This window comes from Marinomonas algae, from assembly GCF_047525555.1.
Lineage (GTDB): Bacteria > Pseudomonadota > Gammaproteobacteria > Pseudomonadales > Marinomonadaceae > Marinomonas.
Window position 1 is genome coordinate 258,183 of record NZ_JBLIXK010000001.1, and the last position, 25,334, is coordinate 283,516.

The following is a 25,334-nucleotide window of genomic DNA, read 5'->3' on the forward strand; positions in this document are numbered from 1 at the left end:
ATGGGATTAAATTTCAAATATCTATATCAACTGTGACACGGCGCTTCCCCGTCAACAACTGCTGCATCAGAGCTTTTTTCTCTTGTTTAAAGTGCGCAAGTTTCGCTTCAAGCATTTCGATTTCTTGATCGGCCGCGGTGAGGACTGAGGCGATTTTTTGTTGTTCAGGTACGCTAGGAATTCGAATGTGAATCCCTTTAAAATCTTTTAGAATAATTCGAGGGACGCCAGAACCAGAAGTCAATGCCTTGCCTACAAAGAATTTCACTGAATCTTGTGAAAAATATTGAGCAATAAATTGTGGAAAAATTTTGTTCAACTTCGGTCTTAATAAAGCTATGGAGGATAAAATCACACCTTGAACCTCTTCTTTCACAACAAAACAATACTTTAAAATAGAGCCATCTTTCGCTATCAAAATATCATTAATTTCTGGCTTACAATTTTGTTTTACTAAGGCTTTAAAATCACCATCACTGATATGTCTAGCTGTATTTTCAAAGAATCCGGTTGATCTCATATCTTTCACTGAAAACATGGGATAACCAACTTCAACACTTTGTGGACTATGATGAGCACCATCAGTAACTTTTGAACAGACATCACCCAACTTAACCTCTTCCCACTCCCCTTCAAACGCCTTACCCGTTTCAGGATTGATCAAACGCTTCTTACCCGTCAACAGCTGCTGCATTAGGGCTTTTTTCTGCTGCTTACTGGCTTCAATCAGCTTTTCTGTGGTGGCAATCGCCTTATCCCATGTTGAGAGGATTTTGGCGATTTTGCGTTGTTCTGGGAGAGGGGGGCACCCGACAGTAAAGTCTTCAAGAACCTTTACGCTTAGATTAGGTGGGTCTGTCCCAAGCAAACCTACATTAATTCGGTAAGCGAACTCGTCGCTGCGAAGTAATTGAAAAACAAATTCCGAATCCCCATCGTCTTTGCATACAATTTTTGCCACTCGTTGATTTAGTAAAGAGGTATCACTTTCTTTGGTTAAACGTGCAACTTTTAATTTATTGCCTAGTGTTGGTCGCGTAAGTGCAACAACAATATCACCTTTACTTAAAGCAAACTTCTTATGTTCTAGTAAGAAGTGTTCTGGAAGAAAACTATCAGCATCCCATTTGATTTCACCGATCCCTACATTTGCAATTTTAAGCCATTTTGTTCCTGATTCTTGAGCATCTGTACTTTTAAACGCAAAACCACTGAATAGCTTAAATAAACTTGTTGGTGATTGATTCTTCCAACCATCAGGCACCATAACCCAACTCCTCATAGCCTAATTCTTTAAGATACCCCGCCATTTCCGTTTCTAGGTCAGTGAGTTCACTTTTCCATGCCACGCCCATGTCGCTTTGCCATTTATTCCTATTATTTCTCATGCTGCTCCGCCAGTGTCGCTGTCACTTCTCGACGTAATTCTTCCGTATCAGGGAGGTAGAGTTGGTACTTTTGTACAAACAAGTTCTTGTCCATACCATACGTTGCGTACTCCACCAGCAACTCATCTTTGTCTCGGCTCATAATGATGCCAATCGGTGGGTTATCGCCTTCAATATTCTCCTCAGCGGCAAAGTACCCCATATACATATTCATCTGTCCAATATCTTGGTGCTTCACATCGTTGATTTTTAAATCAACCAGCACAAAGCAGCGTAAAATGCGATGGTAAAAAACCAGATCGACTTTGTAATGGGTGTTGTTTAGCGTGATGCGATATTGGCGCCCTACAAAAGTAAAGCCTTTGCCTAGCTCCAGCAAAAAATGTTCTAGGTGTTCACATAAGGCATCTTCGAGCTCTTTTTCGCTGTAATGGCGGCGCTCAGGTAAACCCAGAAATTCAAATACATAGCTGTCCCGTTGTACATCTTCGGGCTTGGTAACTAATGAGTTTTGCTTGGCAAGCTCTAGCACCTGTTGTTTATCCTTAGAGGCCGCAAGGCGTAAAAATAAACCACTCTCTTTTTGGCGCTTGAGCTCTCGCACACTCCAGTTGGCGTCTATGGTTTGGTTGGTGTAAAAGCGGCGTTCAGTCTCATCACTAATCTTGAGCAACTCGACGTGATGTGACCAACTTAATTGGTGCGACAGTGTCGCACCAATTCGATTAGCAAGATAAAACTGACGGAATCTTTTAAGGTTGGATAAGCTGAAGCCTTTACCATGTTGGAGCTTCAGATCTTTACTTAGCTGACTTAAAAGTTGTTTACCATAGCCTGCCGTCGCTTCGCCTTGTTGCTCAAACTCGACAATATGCTGGCCTATTTTCCAGTAAGTCATCACTAGATTGACATTAATCGCAGCAACCGTTTTCTCTTGGCCGTCAGAGAAGGTGCTCGATATGGTGGTGAGCAGATGCTGATAATGCTGGTCGCTCGGGTTATTCATCCCTACTCCTCATAGCCTAATTCCTTAAGATAAGCCGCCATTTCTGTTTCTAGGTCAGTGAGTTCAGTTTGCAGAGCTGAACGCTCAGTTCGTACCGCGACTAAATCTATCTCTTCTTCTTCCTCAAAGGTATCCACATAACGAGGAATATTCAGGTTGTAGTCATTCTCGGCAATCTCTTCAACCGTGGCTAGGTAGGAGTATTTGTCTGTAGTTTCCCGCGCTTTGTAGGTATCGACAATTTTCTGAATGTTTTCTGTCGTGAGTTGGTTTTGGTTTTTACCCGATTTGAACTCACGAGAAGCGTCAATAAACAGGACCTTTTTGTCTGACTTATGTTTTTTAAAGAGTAAAATAGCGGCTGGGATGCCAGTACCAAAGAAGAGTTTTTCAGGCAGGCCAATCACGGTATCGAGCAGGTTTTCCTCAATCAGTTGCTTGCGGATTTTACCTTCACTGGAAGCGCGGAATAGCACACCGTGAGGTACGACCACACCCATTCGGCCAGTTTCTGGTTTGAGCGTTTCAATCATGTGTAAGATAAACGCGTAGTCGCCTTTGGTTTTCGGTGGCAGGCCACGACGAAAGCGACCAAAGTGATCGTTACTTGCATCTTCAAAGCCCCATTTATCTAACGAAAACGGCGGATTAGCCGTAACCACATCAAAGCGCAGTAAGCCGCCTTCTTTGTCTTGTTGCCCTGAATCTAAAAGCTTAGGGTTACGAATGGTATCGCCCCACTCAATGCGGTGGTTGTCTTCACCGTGTAGAAACATGTTCATTTTCGCCAGTGACCAAGTGGAGCCAATCGCTTCTTGGCCATAGAGCGCATACTGTTTAGAGCCTGCAAACGCTTTTTGCACTTGCTTGCCACACTTCATCAATAGGGAGCCAGAACCACAGGCTGGGTCACAAATGCTGTCGCCTTGTTGAGGCTCTAAAATAATCGAAAGTAGGTCTGAAACTTCTGGCGGAGTATAAAATTCGCCAGCGGATTTACCACTGCTGGCGGCAAAGTGTTTAATCAGGTATTCGTAAGCGTTGCCAATCACATCCAATGAACCCACGTGACTTGGGCGCAGGTTGAGTGCGTCTTTGCCAAAGTCTTCTAATAAGTGACGCAGAATGTCGTTTTTCTGCTTTTCATCACCCAGTTTATCGGTATTAAAGCTGATGTCTTGGAACACATTTTTGAGCTTGGTGCCGTTGGCTTCTTCAATGGCGTGCAGAGCGGTATCAATGCGCGTGCCGTTGCCTGCCTCGAAGCGGTGTTCGTACAAATCCCAAAAAGTAGCGCCTGTGGGAATGTTAAATGACTGGCTTTCCATCATGGCGGCGATCAGTTCTGGCTCGTCACCGTATTTAAGTGTGAGCTCATCGACCTTGTCTTGATGCACGTCAGAAATGTATTTCAAGAACAACATGGTCAGGATGAAGTCTTTGTAAATAGAAGGGTCTACGGTGCCGCGGAAGGTGTCACAAGCAGCCCAAACCGCTTTATTCACTTGGTCTTGAGCAATGGTTTTGTTTGGCATTAAAACAGCATCGTCCTGATTGGTTTGGCTCTCTGTCATTATCTATGTCCTGTAAAACGTTGTATTGCGTAGAGAAAATAAGCGGCCACACCATGAGCAAGGCACAAAGAGGCTAATATATCACTTTCTCTTGGCCATTTAATACTTTCAGAGAAAAGGGATGAGATTCCACTTGAAACAACAAAACACCCAATATATGATCCACATACAATTTATATATAAAACATATACGGATCATATATCATGGGTATTATCAAAATCTCCGACGATCTTCACGATGACGTGCGCAAAAGCTGCCAAGTCATGTCTCGCTCTATCAACGCTCAAGCTGAGTTCTGGATGAAGATGGGTCGCTTGGCTGAACTCAATCCAACGCTCACTTTTGCTGAAATCATTGTTCAAGAACTTGCCAATGCAAACGACGAAACACCTCTCAAGTCGGTGAAGTAGTATGCAGGTGCAAATCAAAAACGCAGAAGAAATTGAATTAATGCGAACATCGGGAAAGCTTTTAGCGCAAGTTTTTCATATGCTCGATGACTTCGTAAAAGAAGGTGTTTCCACCTTAGACATCAATGACAAGGTAGAAGACTTTATTCGCAACACACTCAATGCTCGACCTGCGAGTTTAGGTCAATACGGTTATGAATTTGTGCTGAATTCTTCGATCAATGATGTGGTGTGTCATGGCATACCAAAGGCGACTCAGGTTCTCAAGGCAAAAGACATCGTTAATATCGACATCACTCTAGAAAAAGGTGGCTTCATTGCGGATTCCAGTAAAACCTATGTAATGAGTAACGCCAGCCCTATGGCCAAACGTTTGGTAAAAACCACCTACGACGCCATGTGGGCCGGCATAAAAAAGGTAAAACCTGGCGCAACGTTAGGCGACATTGGTGCAGCTATTCAGAGCTTGGCCGAAGGTAAAGGCTATTCCATTGTCAGAGAATATTGTGGTCATGGCGTTGGCCGAGAAATGCACGAAGAACCGCAAGTCCTTCATTATGGTAAAGCGGGAACGGGCCTCGTTTTAAAAGAAGGCATGACTTTCACCATTGAGCCGATGATCAACCAAGGAAAGGCTAAAACTAAAACCAAAAAAGACGGTTGGACTGTGGTTACCGCGGATAAAAAGTTATCAGCACAATGGGAACACACGATTCTGGTCACACAAACGGGCTACGAAGTGCTGACTCTAAGACAAGAAGAGCAAGCTACTGAACACGCCTGATGAAGGCTTAATGAGCATGCCAACGCGCCATCATAAAATCAATAAACACGCGCAGTTTATTGGGCATAAATCGCATGGCGGGAAACTGCATGTAAACGCCGCCTTGGAAATCACTTTTCAGTTGCCAGTCTTTTAACACTTCAATCACTTCGCCTGTTTCCAGTGCACCCTGCACAACGAAATCTGGAAACAGTGCGATACCAAATCCTTGTTTCACGCCTTTTAAGCGCATATCCGCATCGTTGATGATGTAGCGCCCATCGACTGTGATCTGCGTTTTTTTGTCTCCTTGGGTAAAGCTCCAAACATTATCGCCATCGAAAAAACCAAGTGGTAAACAGTCGTGTGACACTAAATCGTCAGGCGATTTGGGTGTACCGCGTTCGGCTAAATACTCGGCGCTGGCACATAAAATAGAACGAACTTTTCCTAAGCGTTTACAGACCAGATGTTCATGAGGCTGTTCGGCAATATGAAAGACCAAATCGACATTCTGATACGCTGGATCAAGGCGTAAATCCGTCACCTGAACATGCAATGAAATGGCTGGATACAGCGCCATAAACTCTAATAACAAAGGTTCTAATACTTGCTTGGCAAATGCATCTGGCACAGCAATGCGTAAGCGCCCTTTGGCTTCTGTCGTGTTGCTTTCAGACGCAATTACCGCCTCTTTTGCGCTGTCCAACATATTTCGACATTGCTCGTAAACCGCCATGCCAACCGCCGTGATAGTTTGTCGTCGAGTGGTGCGCTCTACCAATATCGCTGCAAGCTGAGTTTCCATACGAGACACTTGGCGACTAACACCAGAAGGCGTAATGCCCAGTTTTTCAGCGGCCTTAGTGAAGCTGCCTGTTTCAACAACCGCCACAAACGCCGCCATATCAGGCAACAAGGCAATGAGTTTATTTGTGTCCATGAGTCATAAGTCTTTTTCTATTTGGAAGGATTATCACGAAATAAGACACAAGTTAGCATACTTCCTCTCTTAACTCCTAAGCGAATTTTTTATCCATTTATCAAGCTGTACGCCACTTACTTTAGGCGTGTGAGGAAACATGAAAGCTCAAACATTAACGACTCCTTCTCTTTTCAATCGTCTTCCAGTCGCTGAACTGTCTTTACTGCTTACCGCGATTTTCTGGGGAACCAGTTACGGCATCACAAAAGAAGCGCTTATCTATACCAGTGTGTTGGCCTTTATCGTGATTCGTTTTGGTTTGACATCACTTATTCTCTTGCCAAATTTTTGGAGAGATCACAAAAAAGGCCTCACAAAGGATTGGAAATACGCCTTGCCAACTGGCCTTGTTTTACTCTCCATTTTCCTTGCGGAAACCTATGGAATATTCCATACAACCGCTTCGAAAGCCGCATTTTTGATTAGCCTTTGTGTTTTGATGACGCCTTTCATAGAAGCGATTTCCCACAAACAATGGCCTCACAGAAGTGTTTTAGGATTTGCCTTGTTGTCTGTCATTGGTGTGCTGTTGTTAACTCAGAATGAGCTTGGCTGGGGATCTTTGACACTGAATATTGGGGATTATTGTATTTTATTGGCGGCGTTATTACGCGCCTGCATGGTGGTTTCGACTCAAGTATTATTAAAAGGCAAACGCCTTTCCGCATTAAACATTACTAGCATTCAAGCCAATGTGGTAACGGTGGGTGCTTTGCTTGCTTTTGTCATGAGTGATGCGTCGCTGAAAGATCTCGTTCCGGCAGAAGGAAGCTTTTGGGTATTGGCTTTTTATCTGGTAATTTTCTGTACTATTTTTGCCCTATTTGCACAGAATTATGGTGTTAAGCATACAACACCTTCTAGAGTCGCACTGCTTACTGGATCTGAACCCGCGTTTGGCGCTCTGTTCGCTTTCATTTGGTTAGGTGAAAGCTTTTCCACTATGCAATTAATCGGTGGTGCTTGCATTTTAGCAGCTACGTTAATGGCCACGTTACAAGGAAAAATGGCGCCTTCTCAATGAAGTCACCATTTGGCTTAGATAAATTCAAAGCATTAAGCAGGACGGAAAACCAAAGAGACACCATTCAAACAATGACGCTTGCCCGTCGGCTGTGGGCCATCGTTAAAAATATGACCTAAATGACTACCGCAACGACGACAATGCACTTCCGTACGACTCATGAAAAAGCTGTTGTCGGCTTTTGTTTCCACGGCGTTTGGTAGGCTCTGATAAAAGCTTGGCCAACCCGTTCGACTGTCGTATTTAGTGCTTGAATCATAAAGTGGTAAATCACAGCCTTTACAATCATAAACACCCACTCGTTTTTCATGCAGTAAATCACTGCTGCCCGGACGTTCCGTACCTTCTTCTCGCATGACTTTGTATTCGAAATTGGTTAGCTTGGCTTGCCATTCTTCTTTGGTATAAACCACTTCGAATGTTGAATCTACTTCTTGAGCAATCAATGATGGAGAAAAGTATTTTGCAGCGGCTGCGGCGCAAGCTGCGGTCACAAGGAAATGTCGACGATTCATAATATTCACCTTACTTTATATTCTGTAATTTGTTTTTCGTGGCCTTAAGTTCTCTTCTCCTTTTTGAAGGCAAAAAAAAGAGTAAGTTCCAAAGGAACTTACTCTTTCTTAATATATGCTTACTTACGAATTAGATCGCAGTAATACTTTCCGCTTGAGGGCCTTTTTGGCCGTCAGTTACAACGAATTCTACTTGTTGGCCTTCAGCCAAAGTTTTGAATCCATCGCTTACAATAGCGCTGAAGTGTGCAAAAACGTCTGGACCGTTCTCTTGTTCGATGAAACCGAAACCTTTAGTTTCGTTGAACCATTTAACAGTACCTTTAACTTTATTAGACATAAATAATCACCTGATTTTTAAATATAAGTAGCCTTAAAAAGGCTGAAAATGCAAAAAAATAGACTGGTAGTTAGAAACTTCAGAACGAAGATTTATGAATAAAACAACGTATTACAGAGTTTTTAATTTAGAGACTTCTTTCTAGCTTGCGACTGCATAATATAGCCATTTAGACTATATAGATAGCTTTATTTAGATTTGTCTCTTTTTCTACCAACTTTTTAAAGCAACCTGAGATACCTTATTATTCTTTAATACATTTTTAAACAGGCAATCTTTAAATGACTTCTCGTTTAACCATTCAATACAGTTTTCTCATCATCAGTTGCTTCATAATGAATTTGGCTCATGGCAATGATTTGATTCACTTTGGAAATCAGTGTTTGGCACAGGAAGCACAGCTTAACAAGGCAAAGCTGAGATTAGACCAGCTCGCACAAACCAAGAACCTAAACCGCATCAAAGCCAATCAGGCACAAGAAAATCTGGACTATTATCAGAATAAAAAAGCACGCTTAGAAACCGCCATAACAGAATGCGCAGAGACCACGCCGAACAGCGCTTATTGCCATCAAACGCGCAGACAATACAATGAATTAAATAGGCTAATTGAAGAGCAAGAAAACACAGCCGACTTTGCGCTAAACAGAGACGAATCCAATCTCACGTATGAAATCAATCAAGCCAACTTCCATACAAAGCAAGCGAACTTTCTCGCTCTTTGCCGAGACTCTGACACTCACTATGCTTTCATTCAAAATGCCGAAGCGTACAGCGCCGTGTGTCTCACAGGAGAAAACAAGGAAACCATCACTTGTTCTCTTTTTTAAATGATTAGATCACCAGTGGTTATGTAAGGATTACGTGTTGTCTTGATCAACAAGGACGAGTTTATCCATGTGAAAACCCAAAGACTCCGCTTTGCTGAGCAATCGATTCCTAACGGATTCCGGCATCGTTGGCGTTCTTGATAATAACCAGAAAAACTCGCGACTTGGGCCGACTATCATGGCGTATTGATAATTCTCTTTATCCAGCTCAAAGATCACATAAGCCCCATAAAAAGGCCCAAAGAAAGACACTTTTAAATGCCCAATATCAGATGAGTTAACAAAATAGGCTCTGCCTTTTGCCTCACGCCATTCTTTATCTTCGGCGGAATAACCTCGGTTTAAAACCATTATTCCACCATCATCCTGTTTTGAGTAAGTCGCCGTCACATTCGACAAACCTTCTTCAAAAGCATGATCTTGACGAGCAATCTCGTACCAAGTTCCTAAATAGCGCTCCACCTGAAACTCAGTCACTGGATCGATATCTTTAGGAGCGCTAGTACAACCAATCAATAACGCCGACATAAGCCAAACTATGTATTTCATACGAATACCTTCCATTGTTTAAGTTCAATCTAGTCTAGGGAAGCTGCAACAACAATGTCACATTTATGATGCAAGCTTTTAATACCTTTAACTTGAGAATACACGCCTTGTTTAGTTATAGATTAGTCCGACCTTGGAATAGAAGAAACCGACAAAGACAACACAAAACGGTTTCCATTAGCCTGAACAAGGCTTCACCTATTGCGAAAGTCGATGCTCGATTCCTTTCCTTCTCCATTGATATTTCCGTGTTGGCTGGCGGTTTTTGGTGGGAAGGCAGCAAAGGCACTCAACGCGGATTAGGTACGCAACGAGTTGAACCTTTAGACCTCAGCCAGCCAGCATTAGACAATCTCGTCAATGCTCTTGGCCCTGCTTATGTGCGTGTTGGTGGCTCGGAAGCCGACAAAGTCCATTACTTTACCAGTGCAACACCTGCATCAGAAGATAGTTTAGAACTCACACAAGATATGTGGAATCAGCTTCACAGCTTTTGTCAGCGCAATGATTTGGCGTTAATGTTCACCATGAAATATGGCCTCTTTGAGCGTCGTAAACAAGGTGGTTGGCAAACCAATGAAGTCGAAGCCTTATTAGAATATTGCCAAGCTAATCAGCAAAAAATCGACATTTTTGAGCTCGGAAATGAACTCAACGCCTATTGGGCTTTCCACGGTTTTACCTCACAGCCCAGCGCTAAAAATCTCGCAAAAGATTACGACACCTTCATTCGTTGCGTCCGCCAATACAGTCCAGACAGTTTGGTTGCAGGCCCTGGCAGTGCTTTTTGGCCAAGAATTGGAGAAGCTGTTAAGCCGATTAGTAATATATCCGCGCCTTTCTTGGAGCACTTAAAAGAAGAAATCGACATTATTGATTGGCATTATTATCCCTTCCAAAGTAGCCGCTCTCCTGTTCGAACTCGTGCAGCGACACTCGACAATATTCTTTCGCCAAACTCTCTCACATATTACGAAAAATACGCCTTACAACTTAGGAAACTACGGGACCAACATCAGCCCAAAGCACAGCTCTGGACAGGCGAAACGGGCTCGGCACAATGCGGAGGACAAGCCAAACTCTCAGATCGATTCGTTTCCTGCTTTTGGTGGGCAGATCAATTAGGGCGAGGCGCAAAATCTGGTCAAAAAGTCATGGTAAGACAAAGCCTAATTGGCGGAGATTATGCACTCATTAATCGACAAACACTCAAACCGAATCCAGATTATTGGGTCAGCTGGTTGTGGGGGAAATTAATGGGAGAGAACGTCTTCGAAGTTCAAAGCAATGATCCATTCGTACAAACCTATTGTCACAGCGCGAAGAAAGAAGGCAAATGTACTTTGTTAATTATCAATATGTCCGCCAGCCCTAAAATCATCAATTGTCAGGAGTTTGGCCCAAAGAAAAAGCGCTTTGAAATCACTGCCGACTCCCTTACTTCTAAGAAGATTCGAATCAACAGTGTTCGCCCCAAATTCAAACAGGGAAAAGTAAAACTAAAAGACTTTCCCAAGCTTTCAAAACTCAACATTGTGAGCCCATACAGTATCAACTTCTGGTGCTTTGAAGTGTAAACCCACTCTCAATTGTTGAAAATGATTATCAATAGTATGAAATAACTCATCTCCTATATATAATAGCGCGCTCATTTCTTTGTCTTTAAGGTCTTCAATATGATCCGCTGTTATGCCTATTTTGGTCGAGTTTTCCTAATTTTCATGACTGCACTCGCCTTAGCAAGCTGTGACAAGGCGCCGGAAGAGACTCAATCCTCGACGGACAATACCTCTTCAAATAACACTCTGGCCATCGATCAAGTCGAAAAAGCCCCTGAAGGTTGGCCAAGAAGCATCATGACAAGCCAAGGCTTATTAACGCTTGAACAAGCCCCAAGCCGAATTGTTTCCACCAGCGTTACTCTTTCCGGCACTTTACTTGCCATTGACGCACCTTTGATTGCATCCGGTGCCACTATGCCAAATACAAGCGTGGCATCAGGACAAGGCTTCATGCGCCAATGGGCTTCCATTGCGGAAGCGCGAGGCGTCATTCCGCTTTACCAAACCGAACCAAACGCCGAAGCCATTATTAAAGCCAACCCAGAATTGATCATTATTTCTGCAACAGGCGGTGATTCTGCCATGAAACTGTACGATCAACTAAAAGACATCGCACCAACCTTGGTAATAGGTTATGACAACAAAAGCTGGATGCAATTGGCTCAAATCTTTGGGGATTTATTGGGCTTAGAAGGACAAGCAAAAAGCGTGATTCAAGACTTTGAGCAAAAAGTCGCAGATACAAAAAGTAGAATTACCCTGCCACCTCAACCGACCACGGCCATGGTTTATTACCGAGACGATACAGGCGGGAATATTTGGACAACCAAATCGGCTCAAGGTCGTTTATTAAAAGAGCTAGGATTCACTCTGGCTGAAGTACCAGAATCAGTAAAAGGCAACATCAGCATGGGATTACGTGACGATATTATTATCGCCACAGGCGAACGCTTCCCAGACGCAGTGAATGGTAACTCAGTTTTACTCTTCTCGGCTTCTCAAGAAAGAGAACAAGCACTCAAAAACAATAACTATTTACAGTCGTCCAGCGCGATTCAAAACGACCAAGTTTTCGCCGTGGGTAATGACACATTCCGACTGGATTATTACAGCGCCAGTAATTTGCTAACACGCTTGCAGAATCTTTTTGGACGTTCTGAAAATGGCCAATAGCGAATACGTTTCTGCTAAAAAGAAATACATCTGGTTATTGGTTTCTATTAGTCTGCTATTGCTGATCATGATCGCCAGTTTATGCATCGGCGCTAAACCACTGTCGACCCAAGTTCTGTGGAATGTGCTGATGGGCGAAGAACATGGCCTTGCGGAAACCATCATTCTTGAAGGTCGCTTGCCTCGAACCTTAAATGGGTTATTTGTTGGAATGGCATTAGGAACTTCTGGCGCCTTGATTCAAGCTATTACTCGAAACCCTCTTGCGGACCCTGGAATATTAGGCGTGAATTTGGGTGCCAGCTTAGCGGTTTCCATTGCGATTGTATTTTTAGGTGCGACACAACTTTCTGAATTTTTTGTTTATGCCGTGTTCGGCGCCCTGCTCGCTAGCTTACTGGTTTACTTTGTTGGCAGCATTGGTGGAGGCAAAACCGACCCGCTGAAACTTACACTGGCAGGAATTGCCATTGGTGCTGTCTTCGGCGGTTTAAGCTCGGCTATTACTTTGTTTAACCCTAACGCCTTTGATCAAATCCGTTTTTGGGTGGTTGGCAGTTTAGACATTCGAACATTATCCGTTCCATTATTCATTGCTCCTGTCGTGCTCTTTGGCTGTTTATTAGCGATCGCCATCACACCGGCATTAAACGCATTTGGCTTAGGGGATTCCTTAGCGTCTGCCCTTGGCAGTAATCCTGCTCGCGTTCAATTACTGGGGTTATTGGCGATTACCCTACTGTGTGGCGCCGCCACCGCAGCGGCTGGCCCCATTGCTTTTGTCAGTTTAATGATGCCGCATATTGCCCGCTGGATGGTAGGTCCAGATCAACGCTGGATCATTCCATTTAGTTTTATCCTCACGCCATGCCTTTTATTGGTTGCCGATATTATCGGGCGAGTTGTGATTGCCGGAGAACTCCGAGTTTCCATTGTGACGGCTTTTATTGGCGCACCTATCTTGATTTATCTCGTGCGTAGGAAAGGAGCCTCCAGCTTATGAAAAACATTCTTTCCCATGCATCTATCAAGCATCAGGCAAGCAAAAGCGCGATGATCAAACCATCTAAAATCATCCTGTTATTGCTCACTCTGTTATTGGTTTTCGCCACTCTTTTCATTGGAGATCATCTTGTTAAAAGTCAGCAAGATATATGGCTTTTACTGACAGGCGAAGCTGATCGTTATCAATCTATCGTGGTGTGGCAATGGCGAGCCTCTCGCTTGTTTGCGGCGTTAATCATTGGTGCTGGGCTCGGTATAAGTGGTGCAGTTTTTCAGTCTTTAGTTCGCAATCCATTAGGTAGCCCAGATATCACCGGCTTTAATGTGGGTGCTTTTACTGGCGTTCTCATATCAATCGCGTTTTTTGGCAACCTATATTGGATGAGTGTTTTGGGAGCTATTTTAGGTGGGCTTTTTTCTGCCATTCTTGTGTATATTTTCGCGTACCGAGATGGTCATTCTGGCTTCCGTCTTATCATAGTTGGCATTGCGATCAGCGCGACTCTGACTGCATTCAATCAATGGTTGTCTCTCACCGTTTCATTAGAAACCGCCATGACGGCTGCTTTATGGAGTGCGGGGACGTTAAACGGTATGACTTGGGCTCGTGTGCTGCCCGCAGCGGCCTTAATCAGTGCTTTTATGGTCTGTGCTTTTCTCATGAACACACGAATGAGATTACTCGAAATGGGCGATGACACAGCCGCCGCATTAGGCATATCGGTCAACCGATCTCGCCTTGTGTTGATGTTTGTCGGTGTCGCTTTAACGGCTGTCGCGACGGCCGTCACAGGTCCAATTGCGTTTATCTCTTTGGCAGCACCACAAATTGCTCGTCGATTAGAAAAGAGCACCAATGTCTCTTTGGGTTCTTCCGCACTTGTTGGTGCTCTCTTGTTACTCTGTGCAGACTTTATCGCACAACATGGCTGGGAAGGCTCCACTTTGCCTGTCGGTTTAGTCACCATCAGTTTAGGTGGCATTTATTTGGTTTATTTAATTATGCGAGAAGGTAAGTTATGACATCAAAATCGACCATTTCACTCGCCACAGAATCCGTCACTCTAAGTTATGATCAAAATGTCATCGCCAAAGATCTTTCCGTTCACATTCCTGAAGGAAAGTTTAGTGTCATTGTTGGCCCAAATGGTTGTGGTAAGTCGACTTTATTACGTGCCATGAGCCGACTGCTTGCACCTCAATCTGGCCGAGTATTACTAAACGGAGAAGACATTCACGGTCTCGCCACCCGTGAGGTTGCCAAGAAGTTAGGGCTTTTACCTCAAAGTGCCATTGCACCAGACGGAATTAAGGTCGTGGATTTGGTTTCTCGTGGTCGCTTCCCTCACCAAAAATGGTTTCAACCTTGGCGAGAAGAAGATCAAAATGCTGTTAATGCCGCGATGAAATCAACAAACGTAGAAGAGTTCGCTTTCCATAATGTTGATCAGCTTTCAGGTGGGCAAAGACAACGAGTTTGGGTGGCTATGGCACTTGCTCAGCAAACACCGTTACTCTTGTTAGATGAGCCAACAACTTATTTAGACATCGCTCACCAAATTGAATTATTGGACTTGTTCCAAGATTTGAACCGCCAACAAGGTCACACACTCGTCGCGGTACTTCACGATTTAAACCATGCTTGCCGTTATGCAGACAACCTAATCGTCATGAAAGCAGGACAAATTATTGCCACAGGCACACCAAATGACATCGTAAATGAGGAGCTCATCGAAAGCGTATTTGGCTTACCTTGCTTGATTATAAATGACCCTATTTCCAACACACCTTTGATTATCCCTAAAGGGAGAAAGTAATGTTACTTGATTGTATTTACCATCAGAACGGTTTGGATATCGACTTCAAAAATCGGACTTTAGTTTTTATTTGGCTCAACCTTTGCTGAACAAATACTCGTGTCCGTTAGGCTCGCTTTTCTGAGTTCGCTTGCTGCTTTACTGATGAGTAAACTGGTTGCAGCACAACCGAAACCAAGTGTGACCAAGCCTAATACAGGTGACAACACTTTGACTATTAAGCCGATACCAAGTGCACCAATGGAGTCGCCCACTACGCTTTGCGCTGTCCAGAAACTCCCCATACGCCCTAACATATTATCTGGTGTATGACCTTGCACAATCGAATACTGCAACAAGCCACCGATAGAACCAAAGTAGCCAAATACAGCTAGGGCAAACAGCATAATAAATAAATGACCGATCACGCCTAACGCAGCAACACACAAGAAAGACATAAAGGCGGTTATGAGCATCACTACTCCAGGGCGTTCCAGCTGACGAACCCAACCACTGGTCAAGGCGCCAAGAACAGAACCAACAGGCACCGCCGCATACATTAAGCCCACTTCAAATGCACCGCCACCAAATGCCGTTGCTGCCAAAGCTGGGAATAAGATACGAATCGATTTAGTAACCGCTTCCAAAGTACCAAGAGCCACTACTGCTCGAATCACCTTATGGGTAAACACAAACGAGAAGCCATCAAACAAAGATCTCAAAGGGTGCTCTTCTGGGCCACCACCTTGAGGTTTCATATTTGGCAATGTTACTAGTGTGATAAGCGTACAAAGGGTACCAATGGCCGCTAAGGTGTAGTTCCATGTCACGCCATACGCCACAATAATGACACCCGCTACCGCTGGAGAAATAACAGAACCGATTCGTACAATCAGCATGCTTAGTGCGCCTGCTGTTGGTAGGTTTTCTCGTCCAACTAAATTAGGAATAGACGCCATGAGTGCTGTCATACCAATCGCACTAAAGAACCCATCCCATAGAGAAATGGCGTATACCGCAAAAAGACTCGGCTCAGACAAGTACGCATTGCCTGCCAACAACACAAAACCAACGCCACAAATAAATCGTGAAAATAAGATCAGATACTTACGGTCCATGCGATCGGCCAGTATTCCGCCTAACATAAGACCAATGAACATCCCTATGCCATCCAGAGCTACCGCATAGCCGACTTGTAAACTCGACCCCGTTAATTCATAAATTTGTACAGGCACCGCCACATTCAACATACCAATGCCCAAAACAGACATTAAGCGTGCAATGAAAATAGCGCGAAAGTGAGCATTGGTTTTTAATAAACTAAAATCCAACAGGATATTTTTTTTAGACATGAGTTCCCTTAAATCTAGTGCTGTGCTGGAAGCAAATGCATCAGTCCATTGGTTAGGCTCGAGCGCCATGAGAGCCAATCATGGCCACCAAAAACGGTTTCGTAGTATACATTTCCACCTTTCTCTTTAATGGCCTGATAAGTCATATCATTGTATAGGCACATATCTTTTTCACCTGAACCGACAGTTAAAAAAGCATGGAGGTGTTGCACATCGACCAAATCATTCTGAATTTGCTCAGCCAAACTATTAGGCACAAGTGTTGTCTGTAACAAGTCTGTGCTCTTTGGCGATTGCATTCTATCGACTTCTGGCCACCAAAAAGAACCAGAAAGACTAATTGCTTTAGAAAAATACTCGGGGAAATGAAGTCCTGCATATAGAGAAGAAAGCCCACCTAAACTTTGGCCAGCAATAACGTAATCAGAAACGCTAGAGCCTAATTTTGCTAATTCAGATTCTACATCCGGAAGAAGCTCATCAATCAATGCTTGCCAAAAAGGTCTATGGCAGCTCAATTCTTTCCAACGAGTTTGACCATCAATACAAGGAAGCAAAAGGTAATGTGCTGGCGTAATTCTCTTCATCGCAGTTAAATATTGAAGAACAGAAAGGGTTCCACTGGTCGCCCCCCATTTTTGACCATCAAGCAAAATGACTAATGGCGCATCGCCCTTCGCGGTTGAGAAAAGCTGACAATCACGTTGGTTATTTAGTATAAGTGAGTGCCAATGAATAGATTGTATTTGATCCACCGACAATAGAGGCAAAGCTCCCTGGTCCCACTCTTTCCAGCCTTCTTCCTCTGGTGCATGAGGTAAATGAAGTGCTGAGCTCTCCCCCCAACCTGATGTTAATGTAGGGGATTTATTCAAAGCATCTGGAATCTGATTCGCCACAACCTCTATCCACCACGCCCGTTGAGCCTCTCTGCTCCCATCGCTTTGCTTTTTTACACACTCAGGAAGTTGATCCGCTTGAAGAGGGATAAAAGAGTAGCTACCACGCCATTTTGAATTCACGGTTAAATGACCAAACCAGACATCTGTGCCTGCAACTCGACTTAAACATTCAGGCTCCCAGCTATGATGATCTGTTAGCGAGTTAACCGCTAAAACAACACTTGCAATGCTTGACGTTTTTTCATTTCCTTGCGGATCCTGCCACACAAAAACAACTAGGCTTTCTCCATTATCTTGCGCCTTGATTAACGGCATACCACAAGAGCCTATGTTCTCCCACCATTCAAAACTACCAATCTGATGATGAAGTTGACCAAAGCAATCTAACAACACGGTTAAGTCTAAATATTTGGCCAATTTCTACACCTTTCGTAAAATATCAAAAAAACTTATTGATAATAATTCTTATTAACAATACCATCACCAACAAGTTTACCAAACCACGACAAATAAGGACAATTATGCACTTGTCAAAAAAGATCGTATCTACTAACACGCCAAGCAGACTATCAAGTATCGCCCTCGCTGTGATCAGTATTAATGCTGCTTTTATTTCAGTGAATGCCTTGGCTGAGGATACAACAAGCTTATCAACACTCATTGTTACAGGTGAAAAAGTCGATAAAGATATTAAAGACACCACTACTGCTGTAACTGTAATAGGTGAAGAAAGCTACGCTAGCGGAGAAGCAAAAGAAGTAAACGATATAGTAGTTCAAGCCCCCAATGTGACGGCTGCTGGATTTGGCACCATTAATATCCGAGGTGTTAATGGTGCAGGTGCTGCTGTCGGTAGTAATGCTTTTATGACAGGTGGAAGCCCTAGAATTACAACAAGTGTTGATGGTGTATCTGAAGCATGGGGTGGATATAACTTTACTCCTGCAGGATTGTGGGATACTCAAACAGTTGAAGTTCTTCGTGGTCCACAGTCGACATCTCAAGGAACAAATGCAATAGGCGGCGCGGTTGTTATTAAGACAAATGATCCTAGTTTTGAACCTGAGAGCGCTATCCGCCTAGGCTTAGAGCAATATGAAAATGACAACTTAATGTATAACCTTGGCGCTATGAATACAGGAACATTAATTGATGATGAATTAGCTTATAGATTATCTTTTGATGGAACAAAAGGTGAAGGCTGGATCAATTATGATATTGCAGACAGTGATGCAGCTGACTCACCAGATTTAGACGATTCCGAATCGACTAATTTACGAGGAAAACTACTCTGGGAGCCAGCAAATATTGAGGGGTTAACAGCTAAACTAAGTATTACTCATAGAGAAAATGAAGGGGAATACCTGTCTTGGATTAATGGTGACAGTAGTAATTATAGCTCTCGTACTTCCTCTATAGACTCTAGTAGTTATGAAAATACACGCCTTCAAGATTCAACTGTAGATACTATTTCGGTTGATGTGGATTACGATATTTCTAACCACATAAAAAATCAGCTTCAAGTCAGCTATAACAGTCAAGATGCCTCATTTGATGAATACCCTGGTAGCACTCTTCTTAGAAAAACAGAAGACACAATCACAGCTGAAAACAGAGTCATCTTAACACCAAACGACTCAAAATTTGCTAGTTTGATTGGTGTTTACGCTTCTCAAGCGGATACTACTTTAGATGTTGATTTTGGATCTTCTGATTCAAATTACTTTATTTCTGATGGTACTAAAACTACTTTTGCTGTCTTTGGAGAAACAACATACGACATCACGAATCAACTGTCAGTTACTGCCGGTGGCCGTATTGAACACCAAGATCAAGATAGAGTACTTGTAAAAGCAAGCACGTATACATTAGATCAAGACGAAAGCGAAACCATATTACTGCCAAAACTAAGTGCAATTTATGAGTTGACCGAAAGTACCACGGTAGGAGCTTCTATACGTCGAGGTTATAATGCAGGTGGAGCAGCTCTAAATTGGTCTACAAATGAATACTATACGTATGACAAAGAAGAAGTTACTGCAATTGAGCTTAGTAGTAAAACTCGCTTTAACCGCATGTCTGTAAACGCAAATATTTTCTATAACAACTACTCTGATTATCAAGCCTACACAAGTTACACATTAGAAAATGTTGACACTGTTCACACATACGGTGCAGAGCTAGAAATTACATCGCTCGTTACTAACGACCTAGAGGTACGCGGTTCTATAGGAACATTACAAAATAAAATCAGTACTAACAGTGATAGCACCTCTGACTGGGATGGCAATGAACTTACTTATGCGCCAGACCTAAACCTTGGTTTAGGCTTCACACAATATATTGGCGATAATATATCCTTTGGTGCTGATGCTACTTATGTTAGTGAATATTACGCTGACCTAGATAACACCGAAGACTACAAGTCTGGCGATTACATCGTTACTAACGCTCGAGCTCAGTACTCTACTGGAAACTTAACGATTGATGGCTATATTACCAACCTTACAAATGAAGATATTGTGTACTTAATTAACAGAGGAACAAGAGCTTCTGTAGGCCAAAGCCGTACTATCGGTGTAAGCGCTACATACCGTATGTAATATAAAAAAGGCGAATCAGCATTTCTGATTCGCCTTTTTCTAACAAAAAACACCATCATCTACTTCTAGCACTGTTTTAGCGTCTGTACGTTCCATAATTTTCACTAACGCAGATTGTATTACTTCGTCTTCACGTACATTTCCTTGGCTAGAAAATCTCTGTTCTTGTGGTTCTGCGCCTTCCTCTAAAACAAATGTCACAACCACTTCAGTCGCTTTCTCTGTGGTTTCACCGAAGTAAGAAAATGTCACTTGTGGGTAGCCTTTGAAGCCCATTTTCACTTTCTTTGCGATACGCTTTTTAGATTTATCTAAGTTCATGCTGTTTGCCTAATAGAGGTGATGTCACGAAAAGTATGATGAGATTAAAGCACAAAACAGGTCAGTTTAAGTCGATAACATGTCAGTAAATTTGAGCGATTTTGCCATATGTTTATTCTGCAAAGAAAAGTAACCTTTTTTACGTCAAGATGAGAAGGAAGAACCATGCTAAACATCATTCAAATCAAAGTCCGAGGCTATCATTTAGATGTCTTTCAACATGTTAACAATGCTCGCTATTTGGAGTTTTTAGAAGAAGGTCGTTGGGCGTTTTTTGATGAATTTGGTGCTGGTACAGATTTGATGGAACAAGGTTTAGCTTGGGCTGTCGTCAATATAAATATCGACTTCAAAGCAGAAGGAAATTTTGCTGACGTTCTTGAAGTACATACTCAATTTGCCAAATTGGGGAACCGCAGTATCACTATGAAACAACGAATCCTAAATGCCAAAAACGATATGCTTGTTGCCGAAGCAGACGTCACATATGTTTGTTTTTCAAAAGAGCAAAAAACCGCAGTTCCCTTGCCTGAAGATTACAAAATGAAAATTCAAGCTGCTCTTTCCGAATCATCTTAAACACGAGTCGTCGTTTCTTTTTTGCCACGCTTTAAAACACGAAATAAATACCCTGCAATAACGAGGTTTATCAACAAAGCCGACACGCTAAAAACATTGAGATCTTGATAGATGGCATACAACTCAAAAGGTATATAAAGTGACGCGGTAATAAAAGCAAACCACTCAATCCAAATGAGCTGATTCCAAAGCCCGTACGCCAATATGAAGCGGAAAATGCCATAGGTAAGCGCCACTACAGTAACAAGAATCAAACTATTACTGGACACTTTATCCGCCATCATCAAAATGACTTTAGAGTAATGATTTGCAGGTGAAATCCCCCACTCAGTCATCAGTTCCAAAACAAGTTGATGAAGGTCTTCACCAACGAGTGCATTTACACTAACCGCAACGAACAGCGCCAGTATCCCTTTGAAACCTTCCAACAATGCAATCGCATTTAATCCTTGAAACTTCATAATTCCAGCTTTTCTTTAAAGAAATTCAGAGCGAGTAAATAGAGTACAAGCTCATTTCATTTGAATGATAAATAGTCACCTTTTCGAGATCAGGCAACTTCAATTTTTCTCACTTTCCACAAGCTTAAATTATTTCAAAACAATTACTTGTCATAATTTGTAAGTGATACTGGACTTACTAAGAAATATGAAAAAAGCTACTAGAGAGTAAAAAACCTCTAGTAGCTTGGCATTGAAGTAAGTAGATAAAGCCTAAACTTTGAATTTACCTATGGTTCTAGACTGTTCAGCCGTTGTATCTACCATTTTTTGACATATCTGTGATTGCTCATTTGCTGAGTTCGAAACAGACTGGCCGATATCTCGAATGTTTGTCGTGTTACGATTTATCTCATTCGATGTAACGCTTTGCTCTTCCGCTGCAGCCGCAATCTGAATAGTCATATCATTAATTTCACCCACACTTGCACGTATTGTCTCTAAAGACGCTTTTGCTTGTTGAGCAACATCTTGTGCTGTATTGGCGTTATTTCTGCTTTCTAGTATTTCTTTCTCAGCGCTTCTTACACCATTTTGTAGCTGTTGAATCATCTCTTGTATTTGTTCTGTTGATTCTTGTGTTTTTGATGCCAAGGTTCTGACTTCATCTGCTACCACAGCAAAACCGCGTCCTTGCTCGCCAGCACGCGCTGCTTCAATAGCGGCATTAAGTGCCAACAAGTTCGTTTGATCTGCAATGTCTGTAATAACAGTCAAAATAGATTCGATACTATCGCTGTAGCCAACAAGATCATTAATTGTCTTCACCACCCCTTCCATCTGTTCCGTTAACAAACCAATCGACTGGGTCGTTTTATCAACAATATGCTGACCCGATTGCGCTGCATCATCAGCCTGTTTTGCACGAGCGGCTGCGGTTTGTGCATTATCAGCAACATCATGAGCAGTTGCCGACATTTCATGCATAGCGGTCGCTAACTGGTCCAATTCGCTCAGTTGCGCTTGCAATTCTGTTAACGATTTTGCCGAAGAGTTTGCTGCATCATCGGTATTTTCTCGCACACTTGACGAATGCTTTTTAACATCAATGATCAGCTGTTGTAGGTATTCAATAAAGCGATCAAACTCGTTAGATACAGCCCCAAATTCATCATTACTTGTAATATTAAGGCGCTTGGTCAAATCACCTTGACCGCCATTAATCTCTCTCAAGGATTGATAAAGGGCTTTGAGAGGTTCCAATAATCGAGTGACAACGATAAACAAGGCAAGTGAAACAAAACAAACAACCAGTAATGTACCAACGAAAGCAATCCAGCCGAAGCTATAAACTTCTTGGTAAACTTTATCTTTATCTAACACGACGCCCACATACCAATTAGCACCGTACAAGTCGACCAAAGGGCTAAAAGATACATAAATGGCAGTGCCATCCTTTAATGTATTTTCAACCAGTTCTGGTTTCAATAAATCTACATTTTGAGTGAATAGATCTTTAGTGAATTTTCCATAAAACTCGGTATTCGGATGGCTGATAATTTTACCTTTGTCCGTCGCCAAAAAGGCATAACCTGTATTATTAAAATTCAGCGAATTCACTGCATCTGATACAACCTTAAGGCTTAAATCACCGCCAAACGCCCCCTTGAACTGGCCATTATCAGATAAATCAGCAATCACAGAGATCAACAAGTCCCCTTTTGTGCTGATATAAGGCTCGGTTAACACTGCTTGGTTATGGGATTTCCCTAGTGGGTACCATGGTCGTTTACGAGCATCGTAGTTCGGTGGATTCCAGGTTGGATCATTAGACACAGTCGGTCCACCGTCTTCCATTCCACCGAATAATAAAAGAAATTCTTTTTTGTAAATTGGTAGGCTCATCGCCTCATTAATCGCTTCTCGACTAAAGTCAGAATCTACCGTCTGTGAAATGGTCTCGATTAAGTCCATTTTTCCCTTTAGCCAATTACGCACTTGAGAAGCCAGCGCCTGACTTGCTTCTTGTGTGTTTATCGAAGTTTGTTCGATTAACGATTTCTCTAAACTTCGATATTGCAGCCAAGAATAACTAGCGAATGCCATCACAACCACAAGTGAAGCAGACAGTACAACTTTATGTGCAACCTTCATAAATAAATCACCTTAATATTCCATAAACCCAACACATCCATGGGGCATGAAATCATAAGAGTATTTACAGCATTATGAAACGCCTATGTTGTGTTATTTTTTTTGTAATCGTCTATATTTTAAATAGAAAAGAACGAAGAGAACGAAGATAATTAATAACAATAAAATCACACATTGGAGTGTCATCTATGTTTCGTTCACTAAAAGCCCAAATTTACATGTTTGCCTTTGCCCCCTTTCTGTTGGTGGCAGCAGTAGGCATTTTTATGCAAGTAAAAACACTCGACACAATCAACCAACAAGTTTCTAAAATTTCTGAAGACGCCATTATTGAGGTCGAGAAAAGACGTCTTGTCACTGTCATTGACTCTTCTTTAAGCATCATCAAGCCATACTTAGACATGCCGGGCAAAGAAGGCATGGAAGACGCGTTAGCCTTACTTTATAACTACCGATTTGATAACGACATCGGCTACTTGTTTGCTTACGATGGTGAAGGCAATCGTCTAATGAGTGGTTCTGGTGTCGGTGTAGGCGGAAACTTTATCGACTCAAAAGACAAGCTAGGCAACTTTATCGTTAGAAATATAATAACTGCTGCCAAATCTGGTGAAGGCTTTACAACTTATTACTTCCCGAAAAAAGGTGAAACAGAACCTTCTGCAAAATACAGCTACTCTCTTTGGATAGATAAATGGGATATTGCTATCGCAACTGGTTTCTTCATTGACGGCACAGAAGAAATGTTAAGCAATATAGATAGCTCTCTTAGTGAAACCCAACAATCTAGTCTTACTCAAAACTTACTAGTGATATTTGGATTGGCTATTTTTGTTGCGATTGTTGTTTTCTTCTCGGTTCGCCTCATGTTGACTGCGCTTACCTCATTACGAGATGCCGTTGAAGACCTAGCCGATGGCGAAGGTGACTTAACCGCCACATTACCTGGAAGCTCCTTAGATATTTTGGACGATATTTCCAGCCACTTTAATCGCTTCCTAGCTTCCATGGCAGGAGACATCAACAGTTTGAAGAGCGCTTGCGACCAACTAAATGAAGTTGCAACAGTATCAAGACAACAACATAAAGAACTGGCCATCGCATCTGATAAACAAGTTCAAGAAACAGCCAATACAGCCACAGCAATAGAAGAAATGTCGACCACAGCAATGGAAATTGCTGATAACGCTGAACGCACACGCACTTCCGCTGAAAGCACAGACGCTGAGGTTCAAAATGTTCTAAAACAAGTTCAAATTTCTGGCGAAGAATTAAATGCACTAAATGGTGTTTTGATGAGCGTCGAAGGTTCCATCCAAGAGCTTGGTGGAAACGTTGAAGAGATCAACTCCGTACTGAGTGTTATCCAAGGTATTTCAGAACAGACCAACCTACTGGCACTCAACGCAGCCATTGAAGCGGCTCGCGCCGGTGAATTAGGCCGAGGCTTCGCCGTTGTTGCAGATGAAGTTAGAAACTTGGCGCAACGTAGCCAACAAAGCACAGTTCAGATTCAAACGATTCTTGATAAGCTACAAGTCAGTGCAGAAAAAACCATTCAAGACATGGCCAATACAACAGAGAAAAGAACCGCTGTTATTGAATCTATGGATGCCATTACAGACATCATCAACTCAAGCTCTGAGTCCATTAAGCAGCTTACTAGCATGAATATTGATGTTTCAAACGCAGCCAACCAGCAATCTAGTGTTGTGAACGACATGGCTCAAAATATCAGTGGTATTGCTGATCTTGCAGACTCTATTGGCAAGAGCTCGAAAGACACCAATACTCAATTCTCAAGATTAGAAGAGCAATCTCAACTGATCTTGAAAGTAACCAATAAATTTAAAACCTAAGGTTTAAATTTAGACAATCAGCCCCTCAAATTATCAACCAATTTGAGGGGCTTTTTTATGACCAATTTTTAAAAAATAAATCCAACTCTCGCCTAACATTAGACAATAAAAAGCCCCACAACCTTTCGAGTGCGGGGCTTTAGAATTGTTGGCAACTCTAGGAGATTAAGCTAGATCGAAACTATCCAACTCACATTCATTTT

Annotated in this window: 25 protein-coding genes; 12 read left to right on the forward strand and 13 right to left on the reverse strand. The window is 42.4% G+C overall.

What is annotated here, in order from left to right; genetic code table 11:
• Positions 1-13 precede the first annotated feature (13 nt).
• The 4 genes from ACMUMQ_RS01135 to ACMUMQ_RS01150 are packed head-to-tail and all read right to left on the reverse strand — an operon-like array spanning position 14 to position 3,968.
• Positions 14-1,267: a restriction endonuclease subunit S gene (locus ACMUMQ_RS01135; RefSeq protein WP_414680217.1), complete on the reverse strand. Its 1,254-nt coding sequence runs from the start codon at positions 1,265-1,267 to the stop codon at positions 14-16.
• Entirely contained in the window at positions 1,257-1,388 is a 132-nt protein-coding gene (locus tag ACMUMQ_RS01140; RefSeq protein WP_414680218.1) for a hypothetical protein, read from the reverse strand. The genes ACMUMQ_RS01135 and ACMUMQ_RS01140 overlap by 11 nt, the downstream gene beginning before the upstream one ends.
• Complete coding sequence (locus ACMUMQ_RS01145) at positions 1,378-2,394, reverse strand: PDDEXK nuclease domain-containing protein (protein WP_414680219.1); 1,017 nt, start codon at positions 2,392-2,394, stop codon at positions 1,378-1,380. The genes ACMUMQ_RS01140 and ACMUMQ_RS01145 overlap by 11 nt, the downstream gene beginning before the upstream one ends.
• Before the next feature lie 2 nt (positions 2,395-2,396).
• Positions 2,397-3,968: a type I restriction-modification system subunit M gene (locus ACMUMQ_RS01150; RefSeq protein ID WP_414680220.1), complete on the reverse strand. Its 1,572-nt coding sequence runs from the start codon at positions 3,966-3,968 to the stop codon at positions 2,397-2,399.
• A gap of 204 nt (positions 3,969-4,172) precedes the next feature.
• Here ACMUMQ_RS01150 and ACMUMQ_RS01155 point away from each other — a divergent pair, with 204 nt between their 5' ends.
• Together ACMUMQ_RS01155 and map are read left to right on the forward strand one after the other, a co-directional pair.
• Positions 4,173-4,379, forward strand: a complete 207-nt coding sequence (locus ACMUMQ_RS01155) for a ParD-like family protein (protein ID WP_414680221.1) — start codon at positions 4,173-4,175, stop codon at positions 4,377-4,379.
• Between the two features lies 1 nt (position 4,380).
• Entirely contained in the window at positions 4,381-5,163 is a 783-nt protein-coding gene (map, locus tag ACMUMQ_RS01160) for a type I methionyl aminopeptidase (RefSeq protein WP_414680222.1), read from the forward strand.
• Between the two features lie 7 nt (positions 5,164-5,170).
• On the opposite strand, the gene ACMUMQ_RS01165 is transcribed toward map, so the two are convergent.
• Positions 5,171-6,085 (reverse strand): LysR family transcriptional regulator, encoded by a 915-nt coding sequence (locus ACMUMQ_RS01165; protein WP_414680223.1) that lies wholly within the window; start codon positions 6,083-6,085, stop codon positions 5,171-5,173.
• 139 nt (positions 6,086-6,224) lie between these two features.
• Here ACMUMQ_RS01165 and ACMUMQ_RS01170 point away from each other — a divergent pair, with 139 nt between their 5' ends.
• Entirely contained in the window at positions 6,225-7,151 is a 927-nt protein-coding gene (locus tag ACMUMQ_RS01170) for a DMT family transporter (protein WP_414680224.1), read from the forward strand.
• Between the two features lie 32 nt (positions 7,152-7,183).
• Here ACMUMQ_RS01170 and msrB read toward each other — a convergent pair whose 3' ends face one another.
• Together msrB and ACMUMQ_RS01180 are read right to left on the reverse strand one after the other, a co-directional pair.
• The gene (gene msrB, locus ACMUMQ_RS01175) at positions 7,184-7,666 is read right to left on the reverse strand and encodes a peptide-methionine (R)-S-oxide reductase MsrB (protein ID WP_414680225.1); all 483 of its coding nucleotides are present in this window, start codon (positions 7,664-7,666) and stop codon (positions 7,184-7,186) included.
• 130 nt (positions 7,667-7,796) lie between these two features.
• The gene (locus ACMUMQ_RS01180) at positions 7,797-8,006 is read right to left on the reverse strand and encodes a cold-shock protein (RefSeq protein ID WP_347982812.1); all 210 of its coding nucleotides are present in this window, start codon (positions 8,004-8,006) and stop codon (positions 7,797-7,799) included.
• Between the two features lie 281 nt (positions 8,007-8,287).
• Between ACMUMQ_RS01180 and ACMUMQ_RS01185 the strand changes: the two genes are divergently transcribed.
• The gene (locus ACMUMQ_RS01185) at positions 8,288-8,836 is read left to right on the forward strand and encodes a hypothetical protein (protein WP_414680226.1); all 549 of its coding nucleotides are present in this window, start codon (positions 8,288-8,290) and stop codon (positions 8,834-8,836) included.
• Between the two features lie 30 nt (positions 8,837-8,866).
• Here ACMUMQ_RS01185 and ACMUMQ_RS01190 read toward each other — a convergent pair whose 3' ends face one another.
• A complete protein-coding gene (locus ACMUMQ_RS01190) occupies positions 8,867-9,385 on the reverse strand; it encodes a lipocalin family protein (RefSeq protein ID WP_414680227.1) in 519 nt (172 codons plus the stop codon).
• Between the two features lie 65 nt (positions 9,386-9,450).
• Here ACMUMQ_RS01190 and ACMUMQ_RS01195 point away from each other — a divergent pair, with 65 nt between their 5' ends.
• From ACMUMQ_RS01195 to ACMUMQ_RS01215, 5 genes are all read left to right on the forward strand, one after another.
• The gene (locus ACMUMQ_RS01195) at positions 9,451-10,962 is read left to right on the forward strand and encodes a glycosyl hydrolase family 79 N-terminal domain-containing protein (protein WP_414680228.1); all 1,512 of its coding nucleotides are present in this window, start codon (positions 9,451-9,453) and stop codon (positions 10,960-10,962) included.
• Between the two features lie 99 nt (positions 10,963-11,061).
• A complete protein-coding gene (gene fepB, locus ACMUMQ_RS01200) occupies positions 11,062-12,120 on the forward strand; it encodes a Fe2+-enterobactin ABC transporter substrate-binding protein (RefSeq protein WP_414680229.1) in 1,059 nt (352 codons plus the stop codon).
• Positions 12,110-13,123: a Fe(3+)-siderophore ABC transporter permease gene (gene fepD / locus ACMUMQ_RS01205; RefSeq protein WP_414680230.1), complete on the forward strand. Its 1,014-nt coding sequence runs from the start codon at positions 12,110-12,112 to the stop codon at positions 13,121-13,123. The genes fepB and fepD overlap by 11 nt, the downstream gene beginning before the upstream one ends.
• Entirely contained in the window at positions 13,120-14,148 is a 1,029-nt protein-coding gene (locus tag ACMUMQ_RS01210; RefSeq protein WP_414680231.1) for a FecCD family ABC transporter permease, read from the forward strand. Before fepD ends, ACMUMQ_RS01210 begins: the two co-directional genes overlap by 4 nt.
• Positions 14,145-14,942 carry an ABC transporter ATP-binding protein gene (locus ACMUMQ_RS01215; protein WP_414680232.1) on the forward strand — a complete coding sequence of 266 codons (798 nt, stop codon included), beginning with the start codon at positions 14,145-14,147 and terminating at the stop codon, positions 14,940-14,942. Before ACMUMQ_RS01210 ends, ACMUMQ_RS01215 begins: the two co-directional genes overlap by 4 nt.
• A 59-nt stretch (positions 14,943-15,001) precedes the next feature.
• On the opposite strand, the gene entS is transcribed toward ACMUMQ_RS01215, so the two are convergent.
• Both entS and fes read right to left on the reverse strand, forming a co-directional pair.
• A complete protein-coding gene (gene entS, locus ACMUMQ_RS01220) occupies positions 15,002-16,273 on the reverse strand; it encodes an enterobactin transporter EntS (RefSeq protein WP_414680233.1) in 1,272 nt (423 codons plus the stop codon).
• 14 nt (positions 16,274-16,287) lie between these two features.
• Entirely contained in the window at positions 16,288-17,592 is a 1,305-nt protein-coding gene (gene fes, locus ACMUMQ_RS01225; RefSeq protein WP_414680234.1) for an enterochelin esterase, read from the reverse strand.
• A 104-nt stretch (positions 17,593-17,696) separates the two neighbouring features.
• Here fes and ACMUMQ_RS01230 point away from each other — a divergent pair, with 104 nt between their 5' ends.
• Positions 17,697-19,778, forward strand: coding sequence for a TonB-dependent receptor (locus ACMUMQ_RS01230; protein WP_414680235.1), 2,082 nt, complete (start codon positions 17,697-17,699; stop codon positions 19,776-19,778).
• A gap of 39 nt (positions 19,779-19,817) precedes the next feature.
• On the opposite strand, the gene ACMUMQ_RS01235 is transcribed toward ACMUMQ_RS01230, so the two are convergent.
• Positions 19,818-20,099 (reverse strand): hypothetical protein, encoded by a 282-nt coding sequence (locus ACMUMQ_RS01235; RefSeq protein ID WP_414680236.1) that lies wholly within the window; start codon positions 20,097-20,099, stop codon positions 19,818-19,820.
• 165 nt (positions 20,100-20,264) lie between these two features.
• Here ACMUMQ_RS01235 and ACMUMQ_RS01240 point away from each other — a divergent pair, with 165 nt between their 5' ends.
• Entirely contained in the window at positions 20,265-20,678 is a 414-nt protein-coding gene (locus tag ACMUMQ_RS01240; protein ID WP_414680237.1) for an acyl-CoA thioesterase, read from the forward strand.
• Here the strand turns inward: ACMUMQ_RS01240 and ACMUMQ_RS01245 are convergent.
• The gene (locus tag ACMUMQ_RS01245) at positions 20,675-21,139 is read right to left on the reverse strand and encodes a DUF2127 domain-containing protein (protein WP_414680238.1); all 465 of its coding nucleotides are present in this window, start codon (positions 21,137-21,139) and stop codon (positions 20,675-20,677) included. The genes ACMUMQ_RS01240 and ACMUMQ_RS01245 overlap by 4 nt on opposite strands.
• Before the next feature lie 252 nt (positions 21,140-21,391).
• A complete protein-coding gene (locus ACMUMQ_RS01250) occupies positions 21,392-23,272 on the reverse strand; it encodes a methyl-accepting chemotaxis protein (RefSeq protein WP_414680239.1) in 1,881 nt (626 codons plus the stop codon).
• Between the two features lie 188 nt (positions 23,273-23,460).
• On the opposite strand from ACMUMQ_RS01250, the gene ACMUMQ_RS01255 reads away from it, so the two are divergent.
• The gene (locus ACMUMQ_RS01255) at positions 23,461-25,131 is read left to right on the forward strand and encodes a methyl-accepting chemotaxis protein (RefSeq protein WP_414680240.1); all 1,671 of its coding nucleotides are present in this window, start codon (positions 23,461-23,463) and stop codon (positions 25,129-25,131) included.
• The last annotated feature ends 203 nt before the right edge of the window (positions 25,132-25,334 follow it).